This window comes from Janthinobacterium sp. PLB04, assembly GCF_021165895.1.
In the GTDB taxonomy this organism is placed as follows: domain Bacteria; phylum Pseudomonadota; class Gammaproteobacteria; order Burkholderiales; family Burkholderiaceae_D; genus Janthinobacterium; species Janthinobacterium lividum.
Window position 1 is genome coordinate 6,038,662 of the sequence record NZ_CP088968.1, and the last position, 12,992, is coordinate 6,051,653.

At 57.7% G+C, this 12,992-nt stretch carries 10 protein-coding genes and 1 tRNA gene; 8 read left to right on the forward strand and 3 right to left on the reverse strand.

The window, feature by feature from the left end:
• Positions 1 to 43: 43 nt before the first annotated feature.
• Positions 44 to 1,723, reverse strand: a complete 1,680-nt coding sequence (locus LSO07_RS26700) for an AMP-binding protein (RefSeq protein ID WP_151097184.1) — start codon at positions 1,721 to 1,723, stop codon at positions 44 to 46.
• A 133-nt stretch (positions 1,724 to 1,856) separates the two neighbouring features.
• On the opposite strand from LSO07_RS26700, the gene LSO07_RS26705 reads away from it, so the two are divergent.
• Positions 1,857 to 4,220 (forward strand): DNA polymerase II, encoded by a 2,364-nt coding sequence (locus LSO07_RS26705; RefSeq protein ID WP_151097186.1) that lies wholly within the window; start codon positions 1,857 to 1,859, stop codon positions 4,218 to 4,220.
• Between the two features lie 272 nt (positions 4,221 to 4,492).
• Positions 4,493 to 5,809, forward strand: a complete 1,317-nt coding sequence (locus LSO07_RS26710) for an enoyl ACP reductase FabMG family protein (RefSeq protein WP_151097188.1) — start codon at positions 4,493 to 4,495, stop codon at positions 5,807 to 5,809.
• 90 nt (positions 5,810 to 5,899) lie between these two features.
• Here the strand turns inward: LSO07_RS26710 and LSO07_RS26715 are convergent, their stop codons facing one another.
• The gene (locus tag LSO07_RS26715; protein WP_404811512.1) at positions 5,900 to 6,160 is read right to left on the reverse strand and encodes a hypothetical protein; all 261 of its coding nucleotides are present in this window, start codon (positions 6,158 to 6,160) and stop codon (positions 5,900 to 5,902) included.
• A 174-nt stretch (positions 6,161 to 6,334) separates the two neighbouring features.
• Here LSO07_RS26715 and LSO07_RS26720 point away from each other — a divergent pair.
• The 5 genes from LSO07_RS26720 (at position 6,335) to LSO07_RS26740 (ending at position 11,950) form a co-directional block, all read left to right on the forward strand.
• A tRNA-Leu gene (locus LSO07_RS26720) sits at positions 6,335 to 6,421 on the forward strand.
• Between the two features lie 554 nt (positions 6,422 to 6,975).
• Complete coding sequence (locus LSO07_RS26725) at positions 6,976 to 7,932, forward strand: acyltransferase family protein (RefSeq protein WP_151097190.1); 957 nt, start codon at positions 6,976 to 6,978, stop codon at positions 7,930 to 7,932.
• Between the two features lie 485 nt (positions 7,933 to 8,417).
• Entirely contained in the window at positions 8,418 to 9,479 is a 1,062-nt protein-coding gene (locus LSO07_RS26730; protein WP_151097192.1) for a radical SAM protein, read from the forward strand.
• 4 nt (positions 9,480 to 9,483) lie between these two features.
• A complete protein-coding gene (locus LSO07_RS26735; RefSeq protein WP_151097194.1) occupies positions 9,484 to 10,914 on the forward strand; it encodes an MBOAT family O-acyltransferase in 1,431 nt (476 codons plus the stop codon).
• A complete protein-coding gene (locus tag LSO07_RS26740) occupies positions 10,901 to 11,950 on the forward strand; it encodes a hypothetical protein (RefSeq protein WP_151097196.1) in 1,050 nt (349 codons plus the stop codon). Before LSO07_RS26735 ends, LSO07_RS26740 begins: the two co-directional genes overlap by 14 nt.
• Positions 11,951 to 12,031: 81 nt before the next feature.
• Here LSO07_RS26740 and LSO07_RS26745 read toward each other — a convergent pair whose 3' ends face one another.
• A complete protein-coding gene (locus tag LSO07_RS26745; RefSeq protein ID WP_052140012.1) occupies positions 12,032 to 12,424 on the reverse strand; it encodes an Imm10 family immunity protein in 393 nt (130 codons plus the stop codon).
• A gap of 147 nt (positions 12,425 to 12,571) precedes the next feature.
• Here LSO07_RS26745 and LSO07_RS26750 point away from each other — a divergent pair, with 147 nt between their 5' ends.
• Positions 12,572 to 12,988 carry a GNAT family N-acetyltransferase gene (locus LSO07_RS26750; protein WP_034780821.1) on the forward strand — a complete coding sequence of 139 codons (417 nt, stop codon included), beginning with the start codon at positions 12,572 to 12,574 and terminating at the stop codon, positions 12,986 to 12,988.
• Positions 12,989 to 12,992: the final 4 nt, after the last annotated feature.

A 12,992-nucleotide genomic window follows, 5' to 3' on the forward strand; every position in this document is an offset into this window, starting at 1 on the left:
CCGCGCGAGCGTCCCGGTGTTTTTTTATGGGCTGGCGAAAAACTTAGTCCACGCCCAGCCCCAGATCCGTCGCCACCTGCTTGCGCAGCAGGTATTTCTGGATCTTGCCCGTCACCGTCATGGGGAATTCCTCGACGAAACGCACGTAGCGGGGAATCTTGTAATAGGCGATCTGCCCATCGCAAAAGGCGCGGATGTCGTCGCTGGTGGCCTGCGTGCCCGGACGCAGGATGATGCAGGCGCACAACTCTTCACCATACTTGGCGTCCGGCACGCCCACGCACTGCACGTCGAGCACGCTAGGGTGGCGGTACAGGAACTCCTCGACTTCGCGCGGATAGATGTTTTCGCCGCCACGGATGACCATGTCCTTCGAGCGGCCGACGATGCTGCAAAAGCCGTTGTCGTCGATCACGGCCAGGTCGCCCGTGTGCATCCAGCGCGCCGCATCGATGGCCTCACTGGTTTTTTCAGGGTCGCCCCAGTAGCCCTGCATCACGGAATAGCCGCGCGTGAGCAATTCGCCCTTTTCGCCACGTGGCACGATACGCCCTTCCGCATCGATGATTTTCACTTCCAGGTGCGGGTGAACCCTGCCGATGGACGACACGCGCATTTCGCGCGGGTCTTCGATGGCCGTCTGGAAACTGACGGGCGACGTTTCCGTCATGCCATATGCAATCGTGATCTCCGCCATGTGCATCAGCTCGATGACCCGCGTCATGACTTCCATCGGGCACGGCGAACCGGCCATGATGCCGGTGCGCAAATTCGACAGATCGTATTGCTTGAAATCAGGATGGTCGAGGATGGCGATGAACATGGTCGGCACGCCGTGCAGCCCCGTGCAGCGCTCGGCCTGCACGGTTTCCAGCACGGCTTTCGGATCGAACCCTTCGCCGGGAAACACCATGGCCGCGCCATGCGTGACGCAAGCCAAGTTGCCCAGCACCATGCCGAAGCAGTGGTACAGGGGCACGGGAATGCACAAGCGGTCCTGTTGCGTCAGGCGCATGGCTTCGCCGATGAAAAAGCCGTTGTTGAGGATATTGTGGTGCGTCAGGGTGGCGCCCTTCGGCGCGCCCGTGGTGCCGGACGTGAACTGAATGTTCACGGCATCGTCAAACTGCAAGGTAGCGCTCACTTCGTCCAGGTGCGCCAGGTCGGCGTCGGCAATGCCCTCCATCAGGGCGTCGAAGTTATGCATTCCGGGTGTCGCGGCCGTGCCCAGGCGGATCACGTGGCGCAATTGCGGCAGGCGCGGCGACTGCAGGGCACCGGCGCGCGAACGGGCGATGTCCGGCACCACGTCCTGCACGATGGCCAGGTAATCGCTGGACTTGAAGCTGGGCGACAGGATCAGCGCGCTGCATTGCACCTTGTCGAGCACGTATTCGAGTTCCGAACGCCGGTAGGCGGGGTTGATGTTGACCATGATCAAGCCGGCTTTCGCCGTGGCAAACTGGGTCAGCACCCATTCGGCACAGTTTTGCGACCAGATGCCGACCCGGTCGCCCGGCTGCAAGCCCAGCTTCAGCAAGCCGGCGGCCAGGCGATGCACGCGCTGCTGGAATTCCAGATACGTCCAGCGCACGTTCTGGTGCGCCACGATCAGGGCATCCTGCTGGCCATGGCGGGCGGCGATGCCGTCCAGGTAGGCGCCTATCGTTTCGCCGATCAACGGCGTCTCGTGGGCGCCGTGTACATAACTGATTGCTTGCATGCTGTCTCCAGGGTGTGTGGCGCGGCGCGCTCTTGTTATCGTCTTCGATGCGGAAAATTATAGCCGCAACCGCCCCCGCCCTGCGTCAGCTTGCTGTAATGTGCAGGCCAGCACATCCGACACTCACGGCACCATGACAGGCAATACGCAGCATCCGCCCGAACAGGGCTTCATCCTGACCCGCCACTGGCGCGATACCAGCGCCGGCACGGAAGTCGATTTCTGGCTGGCAACAAATGCCGGGCCCCGCCACGTGCGCCTGCCCGTGCAGACGGCCGTCGCCTTCCTTCCCATGGAACAGCAGGAACAGGCGCAACAGCTGTTGCGTGGCGAGCGCCATGCGGAGCTGCGTCCCCTGTCGCTGTGCGATTTTCATCACCGTCCCGTGCTGGGGCTGTACTGCAAGCAATACCGGCATTTGCTGAAGCTGGAAAAGCAGCTGCGCGCGCACGGCATCGATGTGTACGAAGCCGACATCCGCCCGCCCGAGCGCTATCTGATGGAACGCTTCATCACGGCGCCGGTAATATTCAGCGGAGAAACACTGCAGGAAGTGCAGCTGAAACCGGCACCCGGCTACCGTCCCGCATTAAAACTGGTATCGCTCGATATCGAGACGACGGCCCATGGCGAGCTGTATTCGCTGGCGCTGGAAGGCTGCGGCCAGCGCCAGGTCTACATGCTGGGGCCGCCAAACGGCGGCGATGACGCCGTGGACTTCGACCTCGAATACTGCGACAGCCGCGCACAGATACTCGAGCGGCTGAACACATGGATGGAGCGCCACGATCCGGACGCCATCATCGGCTGGAACCTGGTGCAGTTCGATTTGCGCGTGCTGCGCCAGCACGCCGAACGCTACCAGGTGCCCCTGAAACTGGGACGGGGCGGCACCGTGATGGAATGGCGCGAACATGGCGGCAAGCAAGAGCACTATTTTGCGGCCGCGGCGGGCCGTTTGATCATCGACGGCATCGAAGCCCTGAAGTCGGCGACGTGGAATTTTTCCTCGTTCAGCCTGGAAAACGTGGCGCAGACGCTCTTGGGCGAAGGCAAGTCCATCGACAATCCCTACCAGCGCATGGCCGAGATCGACCGGCGTTTCCGCGAAGATAAACCGGCGCTGGCCCGCTACAACCTCAAGGATTGCGAGCTGGTCACGCGCATCTTCGCCAAGACTGAGCTGCTGACCTTCCTGCTGGAACGGGCCAGCGTGACGGGCCTGGCGGCCGACCGCAGCGGTGGCTCCGTGGCCGCGTTCGAACACCTGTACTTGCCGCTGATGCACCGGCAAGGTTACGTGGCGCCCAACCTGGGCGACGTGTCCGGCGACAACAGTCCGGGCGGCTTCGTCATGGATTCCCAATCGGGGCTGTACGACTCCGTGCTGGTGCTCGACTATAAAAGCCTGTACCCGTCCATCATCCGCACGTTCCTGATCGACCCCGTGGGCCTGGTGGTGGGCACCAGCGGCGACGAGGCCGATACCGTGCCCGGCTACCGTGGCGCGCAGTTTTCAAGGGTCAAACATTGCCTGCCCGCCATCGTGCAACAGGTGTGGCAAGGGCGCGAGACGGCCAAGCGCGAGCGCAACGCGCCATTATCGCAAGCGTTAAAGATCATCATGAACGCGTTCTATGGCGTATTGGGCTCGAGCGGCTGCCGCTTTTTCGACCCGCGCCTGGCCTCCTCGATCACCTTGCGCGGCCACGACATCATGCACCGCACGCGCGAGCTGATCACGGAACAGGGCTACCAGGTCATCTATGGCGACACGGATTCCACCTTCGTGTGGCTGAAAACGGCGCATACGGATGAAGAAGCGGGCAAGATCGGCCGCGCCCTAGTGGCGCACGTGAATGCGTGGTGGGATGCCCACTTGCGCGACGAGTTCGGCCTGGAGAATGCGCTGGAACTGGAATTCGAGACACATTACCGGCGCTTCCTGATGCCCACCATCAGGGGCTCGGAAGAAGGCAGCAAGAAGCGCTATGCGGGCCTGGTGGGCAAGCCCGACGGCAGCGAACAGATGGTCTACAAGGGCCTGGAAACCGTGCGCAGCGACTGGACGCCGCTGGCGCAGCAATTCCAGCAAGCCCTGTACCTGCGCATCTTCCAGCGCGCCGCCTACCAGGATTATGTGCGCGACTACGTGGCGCGCACCGTGCGCGGCGAATTCGACGCTCTATTGGTCTACCGCAAGCGCCTGCGCCGCCCGCTCGACGACTACCAGCGCAACGTGCCGCCCCATGTGCGCGCGGCACGCACGGCCGACGCCTATAACCTGGCGCAGGGCCGGCCGCTGCAATACCAGAACGGCGGCTGGATCAGCTATGTCATCACGGTGGCCGGTCCGGAACCGCTGGAAACACAGCGCTCGCCCATCGACTACCACCATTACCTGACGCGCCAGCTGCAGCCGGTGGCCGACGCGATCCTGCCCTTCCTGGGCGACGATTTTTCGCGCCTTGTATCGGGCCAGCAGGATTTGTTTTAAATCAATTTTACTGACCGGCATGACCAAGCTGAGGTAATATCGGCGCCTGCCGGGCTTATCTGCCCCTGTTTGCAGGCGCTGTGCGCCGCGGCAGCGTAAAATACGCCATGGCGAAAGAATAAGAGCTGTACCCAAGAAGAAGATGCCGCTCCAGACGAGAATCGTTCGCAAGAAGATTGTCGCCACTGAAAGGGCGCATAATTTATCACTATGTTGAACCAGTACGCCGGACTGCCCATCGTCCGCGGCTAATTTTTGAATGAATTGATACCATGACCGAGATCACGTCCTTAAGAGACATCCCGCAAAAAAATATCTTCCGCAAGGGCGACACCTTTGTGCTGTTCGGCGAGCTGTTCGGCCGCGGCTATGTAAATGGCTTGCTGGACGAAGCGCGCAAGGCGGGCATGAATATCGTCGGCATGACGGTCGGCCGCCGCGATGAAAACATGGCGCTGCGTCCGTTGAACGCGGAAGAGCTGGCGGAAGCCGAAGCCAATCTGGGCGGCCGCATCATCAATGTGCCGCTGATGGCCGGTTTCGACCTCGACGCGCCAGCGGGCGAGCCGACGCCGACAGCCCTGCTGGCCGACATGACCCTGAAAAGCTGGCAAGAAGACAAGCTGGACTGGGCGCAGATCGAACGCTGCCGCGAAGCCGGCATCGCCCGCTTCAGCGCTTCCGTGGCAAAAGCCATGGCCGAGCTGGACAGCCTGATTCCTGACGGCAGCAATGTATATTTCGCCCACACCATGGCTGGCGGCATTCCGAAAGTCAAGGTCTTCCTGGCCATCGCCAACCGCATCTATAAAGGCCGCGGCGAGCGCTTCATGTCCTCGCGCGCCCTGCTCGACAGCGACCTGGGCAAGCTGATCCTGATGAACTTCGACGAAGTCACGGCCAACACCCTGCAGCACCTGATCGACGGCAGCGCCGCCATCCGCGCCCGCATCGAGCAAACGGGCGGCCAGGTGCGCTACAGCGCCTACGGCTACCACGGCACGGAGATCTTGATCGACGGCAAGTACCAGTGGCAAACCTACAGCAACTACACCCAGGGTCTGGCCAAGATGCGCCTGGAAAACGTGGCCAAGGCCGCGTGGGACAAAGGCATCAGGGCCACCGTCTTCAACTGCCCGGAAATCCGCACGAACTCGTCCGACATTTTCGTCGGCGTGGAACTGTCCCTGTTCCCCCTGCTCGACGCGCTGAAAAAAGAAGGCGGCAGCGCCTGGGCCGAAGAGCAGTGGAAAATCTGCCAGGGCTTGCTGGAAGACGGCGTCTCGCTGCAAGACTTGCTCGACCGTATCGCCGCCTACAATGGCGACGCTACCAGCGTGCAGTTCCGCAACTTCGCCGCCTGGCCGATGGACAACACGCCAGAGCTGGCCGACGTCATGATCGGCACCTCGGACGACATCACCAAGCTGCACAAGGACCGTAAGGAACTGATCACAGACCACCTGAGCTCGCTGGTACTGGAAGGCACAGGCCCGCTGATGTTCCACGCCATGTCGGAACCGCAAGCGCCCGTCGTCTGGCTCAACCACGACATCATCGCGCGCCAGCTGAACTCGGTTCACAACTGAGCTTGATGTAGCGCAAGCTGCAAGACACCGACGGCCCGGCTCCTCCCCGGGCCGTCGGCGTTTCTACGGCCACCATGCGCTACGGGATCGTTATGCGCGCACGATGGACACGCCGCCATCGGCCAGCAAGGCCGTGCCAGTGCTAAAGCTCGATGCATCGGACGCCGGGGCCTTCGTCAAGCCGATCACGCCCGCCGTGCTGGCCGCATGCGCCTCCATGCCGGACATGCCCTGCGTATGGCCGACGAAGGTCGAGGTAAAGATCAGCGAGCCGCCGCCACGCGCCGCCGCATGCCCGATACCGGAGCTGGCGCCCGTGATGATGGCGACCTTGTTTTCCAGTTGCAACATTTCATTCCCTTTCAAGTACTTGAAAGGGAAAAGATAGGCCGGCGAGCCAGACGCTGCGCGCCGCTTCTTGCGCTGGAACCGGCGCCGTCAAGGACTCTCCATACTTGTGCAAAACACCCGCCAAGCATAAAACTTGCCAGATTGTGACAAATCAGTGATAATGCGTCTCGCGTTGCCGGGATGGCGGAATAGGTAGACGCACGGGACTCAAAATCCCGCGCTGGAAACAGCGTGCCGGTTCGATTCCGGCTCCCGGCACCACAGAACACATCAAAGAAGTACCGATAGAGCCATTAAATCCAATAAAATCAAGGATTTAGTGGCTTTTTTCTTGCCCAGACGATCCGAACTTTCGCAATAAAAACTACGATGCGTTAGCAGGAAACGGGACAGTCAGTACCACGGCGGAAGCACAATATGCCGCCCCGAAGGCAGCGGCACGCGAAGCACGCCAGACGTCGGGGCAACGCGACCGATATGCTGGTTGAGCCGGAGTGGAGCGATCAAGTTGCTGCCATCGAGTCACACAGCGGCTTTCAATTTGTACCCTTCGGATCGAGAGATAGTCAACGCATGCATAAGAAATCACATATGCTTGCTAGAAATTGCCTTGAACTATCAAGTACAGTAAGCTCCTCGGCACGCCACACTAGCATGCATTTTTACGACCACGCCTGCAAGTAGTCCACCCTTCCCATATCCTGGATTGAATTTTGAAGAAAATTACTGAATTAACAGGCCTGAGATGCCTGGCCGTCATGATGGTTGTGATAGGTCATGCTCAACAAACAATCCAAGGAGGATATACTGGATAGTTGTCACCATTAAAACCATTCTCCAATGGGTATCAGGGGGTCTTGATATTTTTTTTCTTGAGCGGCTTCTTGATTACAAACATATTAAAATCAGAATATGCATTAGCCGGAAAAATTAATTATGCAAAGTTTTATTACCGCAGGGCATTAAGGATATGGCCCGCATCTTATGCCGTTATTCTGGTCATTGTCTTGTTTTCAGCGATTGGATTAATTAATGTCGCATGGCAGCAATCAATATTTGCAGCCCTTCACTTATGGAACTATTCTGGCCCATTAGGTTTGAAAGAAATCCATGCATCGCATCCAGACGGCGTTTGGTATTTCGGCCACCTCTGGAGCCTTGCACTGGAAGAGCAGTTCTATTGGGTCTGGCCTCCCTTGCTCATCTTTTTGCTGCGCCGTAAGGATGATCGAACTTTACCTGCGCTCATCATCTCAATCCCGATCGTGCGCATGGCAACCTATGTATTTTTTCCAGGCCTGCGTGACTATTTGGGCATGATGTTGCACACCAGCGTAGATGCCATGCTAATTTGCTGCTATATTGCATTAAAAAAAGACAAAATATACAGCATCATGAATTCTTCAAAATATACTTCCACGATCTGCACCGTATCAATTTTCATCTTGCTGTTTGCTATTCCACCGATTGCAAACAATTATGGCGGCTATTGGAATGCGACTTATGGCAGAACAATCGAAGCCATACTTGCAGGTATACTGATGTTATCAGTGATTAACATTAAAGATTTTTGGCTATCGAAGATCCTGAGGACCCGTATATTCATATTTATTGGGACAATCTCCTTCAGCCTATACCTTTGGCAACAAATTTTTCTTGGCATTAACTCACCGTTTGCCTTTAAATTCCCATTCAATATAATGCAAGCCATTGCTGCGGCAAGTCTGAGCCATTGGCTGATAGAAATGCCATTCCTGAGAATAAAAAAATAAAATGAAATCGGAAAACTACAAGGCCAATACAGACCTATCCCTGCAGAGTGAATTGAAGACCCAAGAAAAAGCCACCTGACATGGTGAGGTGAGCGCCCCTGATAACGATCGCTCACCCTCCATTGCGGCTAAAATAGAGCGGAGGATTCAATCCTGTTATCACGGTAATAAACAGTGGCTTCCTGCGACATTCCCATGAGTCCAGGCCTTCCGCCACGCCCCCCAGCCATCGCAGCACCTGCGCGGCCGACGCAAAACAGCATATTTCATGCTGTCAAGAAAATCTTGCATTGCAATAAAATGTGTGGCGTAAAATAAATTAATTTAAAGCCAATATTTTATTTTGCATCTGTAAACTGCATACTGACGCTTCAGGTGATCGCCTACTTTACGGCTTGCGCCTGAATACAAGCTGCCACCCTGCCTTTCCATGCAGGATGCATTTTTCAACGTCATGTTTTTTTCGATTTTACCCTCCGGTGCTTATGAATTTCCTATCTGAACTTGCGTCCGCCACGAAGCAAAATGACTTTGCCTATTTTCGTGAACTCAATGCGCGGCTGGGAACCCTCAAGGCGGCCAACTATGACGTAGCGTCAAAATGCAATTTGCGTTGCGAGGGCTGCCTCTTCTTCGAAGGCGAGGAAAACGAAGGACACGAAGACAGCCGTTCGCTTGCCGAATGGGATGCCCTGTTTGCCGCCGATGCGGCGCGTGGCGTCACGCTGGCCTACATGGCGGGCGCGGAACCGAGCCTGGTGCCCGACAGGCTGCGCGCGGCCCAAAAATACATCCCGCATGGCATTGTGTTTACCAATGGCACGATACGCTTGCCGGACGATATCTTTTATCGCATCCATATCTCTTCCTGGGGGGTCGATGAAATCGGCAGTTCATTGCGCGCCGGCGATGTGCTGACCAAGGCGATGAACAATTACCGCGACGACCCGCGTGCCGTTTGCGTGTTTACCATTACCTCCCTGAATATCAATCAGATCTTGATCATGGCAGAGCTTGCCAACAGTCACGGCTTGCCGCTCACATTCAGCTACTTCAGTCCCACCACCCGCTATCTGGACAAGCTGGAAAACAAGGCCGAAAACGACAAGGCGTATTTCCGCATCAGCAGTGCCACGCAAAGCCTGACCCTGACGCAAGCCGATTTTGCCCATGCACGCGCGGAAATTGTGCGCGCCATGGTGGCCTATCCGGAAACGGTGCAATACTCCCTGCATTATGACGACTGGGTTACGGGCGACAAGCTCTACGACATCGACCCCGTCACCAAGATCGCCAGGAACTGCGGCTTTCGCATCACCAAGCAAGTGCATGTGCATGTCGATCATCAACCGGGCAAGGGCAAGTGCTGCAGTTCGAATATCGATTGCAGCAACTGCCGCGCTTATGCCATGGGACAGTCGACCTATCTGTCGCGTATCCGCGAAGCCGTCAGAAAACCGGACGAACTCGCCAAATGGCTGGAAGTGCGAGAAATCTGGGCCAAGCTGTTTTTGAACGCCAACAACTCGGCCAAGCCCCCCCTGTAATACGATGAGTTTCACCTCTTACTGGTTTGCCTTCGCCTTCCTGCCCCTGTCTGCGTATGGCTATCGCCAATTGCTGTCAACAAGCCATTTCAAGCTGCTGCTGCCGCTGCTGATTTCGCTGGCTTTTTATTACCTCAACGATGCGCACAACCTGCTGCTGTTTTGTGCGTCGATGGGCGCCAACTGGCTACTTGCGGGTGTCATCAGCAGGAACCGCGGGAAAACCCGCTACCTGGCGCTGGCCATTGCGGGCAATTTATGTTTTCTCGCGTTTTATAAATATGCGACATTCTTCACCGTGCCCGGTACGGCGATTCCCGCTTTGCCACTGGGCATCTCGTATTTTACATTTACGCAAATCGCCTTCCTGGTCGATACGGCGCGGGGACAGGCCCGCTGCACCAATCCGCTCGAATACGCGCTTTTCGTGGCCTGGTTTCCTCATCTTCCTTCCGGCCCCCTGCTGTCGCACAAGGACATGCTGCCCCAATTCCTCTCCACGCCGGGAACATCGTCCGCCTTGCGTCCGGCGCCGCGCGACTACGCCATCGGCCTCACCCTGTTTGCCATGGGCCTGTTTAAAAAATCCTGTATCGCACCCATTTTTCACCATGCCCAGGGCGACGTTTTTCTGCGCGCGGGGCAAGGCGACCCCATCGGCCTCGTCGAGACCTGGATCGCCTGCCTGGGTTTCCTGTTTGAAACGTACTATGATTTTTGCGGCTATTCGGAAATGGCCATGGGCATCAGCCGCATGTTCGGCATTCACCTGCCCGTCAATTTCCATGCGCCGTTCAAGTCGTCCAGCCCGGTCGAATTCTGGACCCGCTGGCATGTGACCCTGGGCGCTTTCATGCGCGACTACCTGTATCGCCCCCTGACAAAAAAACGCCAGGTATGGCGCCATTACGCTGCCCTGTTCGTGGTGATGATGGCGGTCGCCATCTGGCATGGCGCCACCATTCCGCTGCTGATCTTTGGCATTTATCAAGGGCTGCTCGTCACGGGCAATCACGCCTTGCGGCGCTGGAATCTCGTCTCGCGCAAAGGCGGCAGGCTGCAGCACTGGGCCGGCAGAGTTTTTACGCTGGCCGCCATCGCCTTTTCCGTCAGCCTGTGGGCCACGCCAGACTGGCAGGAGGCCAGGCACGTCATTCTCGGCTTGCTGGGTGCCGGGCAGGCAAGCGCCTGGCCTGGAGGTTTTTTCGGCATCACCGCCATCCTCGCCGCCATTGCCTTCAACTGGTCTGCCCCGTCCCTGATCGACCTGGTGGCAAAGGAGCTCCCCGCCTGGAGCGTACAGTTGAAAAAGACCGCTGCCAGCAAGCTGGTCTGGAAACCCAGCCTGCCATGGGCGACAGCCGTAGCCCTGGGTCTTGGCCTGGCGCTCATCAATTTGTCCGGTGTCAAAGAGTTCAAATATGCAGGGTTTTAATCAAGAAATCCCCATCACGCGCTTTTTCGCCTGCGTTTTTTTTATTGCGGTCGGATTACTGCTCCTGACTGCCGGAATCGTATTTATCGTGGATCCGTATGCCATCTGGCGGCAGGAAAGCCACAAGATCAATGTTATCAAACTGGAGCCCCCATCTGCCAGCCAGCGAGGAGCGGCTGTATTGCGCAGCATGCTGCGCGCACCGGACGTGCTGATTCTTGGCTCCTCGCGGGTGCGGCGCGGTTTCAACGAAAGTCTCGCCTCCCGCTTATACCGCAGCAACGTCCAGGTCGTTGGCGTCGATGCCTTGCCGCTGTCGAATGCAAAGGATCTGTTTTTCGCCATCAGCCAACAGGCCCGAATTAAAAGGCTGTATCTGGAAGTCAGTTACCTGACATCCAATGCCTGCGAAGCGAAAAATGACAATGTGACAGAGAAAAACACGCTCTCCTGGCCATTCGATTATCTGTCGCCCAAGGATGCCGTCAAACAAAGCTTAAAGACGCTGAAAACAAATCTGTTGTACGTGAGCTCTTACGATAGCTATTTTGATGCGCAAGGACGTTTCCATGACCAGGTCACGGAAGGGACTACGCGTGCCGGAGGCGTGGAAAGAGATGAGTCGCGCTACAACCGCATCATTCAGACGAGGATAGGCGCTTGCAAAGGTCGTGCGGCCAATGCCGCCGACATCAAGGACTTGACAGACATGTTTCAGCGGGCAAAAGCAGAAGAAACGGAAGTCATTTTGCTAATTTTACCTGTCACGGCAAGATGGCAGGCACGCATCCTGCAGGTGGGGCTATCGCCAAGGGCAGTGCAATGGAAAGCAGAGATAACCGGGCTCGCATCACAATTTCAGGTGCAGGTACTCGACTATGAACAGCGTAGCGACTTGAACACCCTCGCTGAAAACAGCAACTCTGCCATGCCCATGTTTTGGGATGAAATCCATTTCTCCAACCGCCTGGGCGACCATATTTTGAACGACATGGCATACGCCAGCCATGTCGCCAGGTTCCCCCGCACGCGCTAGGACATCAAGGTGACACTCATGGTCCGCAACTGTCCATCAGCGGCCGCCTGCATGAACAGCCAGCTTACCGATTGCCCATTGTCAACGTTCTTCGCGATAGTAATCGCAACCCTCGAACGTAGTGCGCAGCGCCTGCTGGAGCTGGGCATAGCGCTCGGGCGTCAAGTTAAAACGCACGTCGATCTGGCCGTCGTCATCCATCTGCATGGCAGCCTCGGCATCCATCTGCACGGACAGGCGGTTCGGATGCAGGATCACGGCGTGCATGTGGCCATACCAGGCAAACTCCTGGCCGCAGTATTCGATATACGGCTCGTCCATGCCCATGGCCACGTCCTGCTCGTCGTATTCATCGGCGCGCTGCAGCATCAGGTAGACGGGCTCGCCTTTGCCGGCTGGCGCGGCCAGGGTGGTGATCAGGGCGTCGTCTTCATTGATGACGGACAACTCGGTGGCGGTAAATCCTGCGGACATGGCGTACTTTCAACAATTCAAGGGATGCCGCCACCATAGCGCAAAAGCGGCATGGGCAACATAGCGCGCGGCGAAAAAAGCCTGCCGTCACGAAAATCCATCGCCGCCTATAATTGCCGCTCCAAACTATTTCTACAGGAGACCGCCTTGACCGCAGCATCGCCCTACACCATCCGCCTGGCCATTCCTGCCAGCGCCACCTACCAGCACCTGCGCGTCGCCGCCGGCCTGAGCGCGAAAACCACGGAGGCGGCCGCCAGGGGCTTGCCGAATTCCCTGTTTGCCGTGCAAGTGCTGCATGGCGACGAGGTGGTGGGCATGGGCCGCATCATCGGCGATGGCGGCTGCTTCTTCCAGGTGGTCGATATCGCCGTGCTGCCGGCCCACCAGGGCAAGGGCTTGGGCAAACTGATCATGCGCGAAATCCGCCAGTTCATCGATAGCGACGTGCCGGAAAGCGCGTATGTCAGCCTGATCGCCGATGGCCAGGCGCAAGACCTGTACGCGCAATTCGGTTTCAAGCACACGGCGCCCGCCTCGGTCGGCATGGCGCTGAAGCGCTAAGCAC

Bases quoted from the DNA above. Each gene is read 5' to 3' on its own strand.
- LSO07_RS26700 (WP_151097184.1), bottom strand. From the start codon at position 1,723: ATGCAAGCAATCAGTTATGTACACGGCGCCCACGAGACGCCGTTGATC.
- LSO07_RS26705 (WP_151097186.1), top strand. From the start codon at position 1,857: ATGACAGGCAATACGCAGCATCCGCCCGAACAGGGCTTCATCCTGACC.
- LSO07_RS26710 (WP_151097188.1), top strand. From the start codon at position 4,493: ATGACCGAGATCACGTCCTTAAGAGACATCCCGCAAAAAAATATCTTC.
- LSO07_RS26715 (WP_404811512.1), bottom strand. From the start codon at position 6,160: ATGTTGCAACTGGAAAACAAGGTCGCCATCATCACGGGCGCCAGCTCC.
- LSO07_RS26730 (WP_151097192.1), top strand. From the start codon at position 8,418: ATGAATTTCCTATCTGAACTTGCGTCCGCCACGAAGCAAAATGACTTT.
- LSO07_RS26735 (WP_151097194.1), top strand. From the start codon at position 9,484: ATGAGTTTCACCTCTTACTGGTTTGCCTTCGCCTTCCTGCCCCTGTCT.
- LSO07_RS26740 (WP_151097196.1), top strand. From the start codon at position 10,901: ATGCAGGGTTTTAATCAAGAAATCCCCATCACGCGCTTTTTCGCCTGC.
- LSO07_RS26745 (WP_052140012.1), bottom strand. From the start codon at position 12,424: ATGTCCGCAGGATTTACCGCCACCGAGTTGTCCGTCATCAATGAAGAC.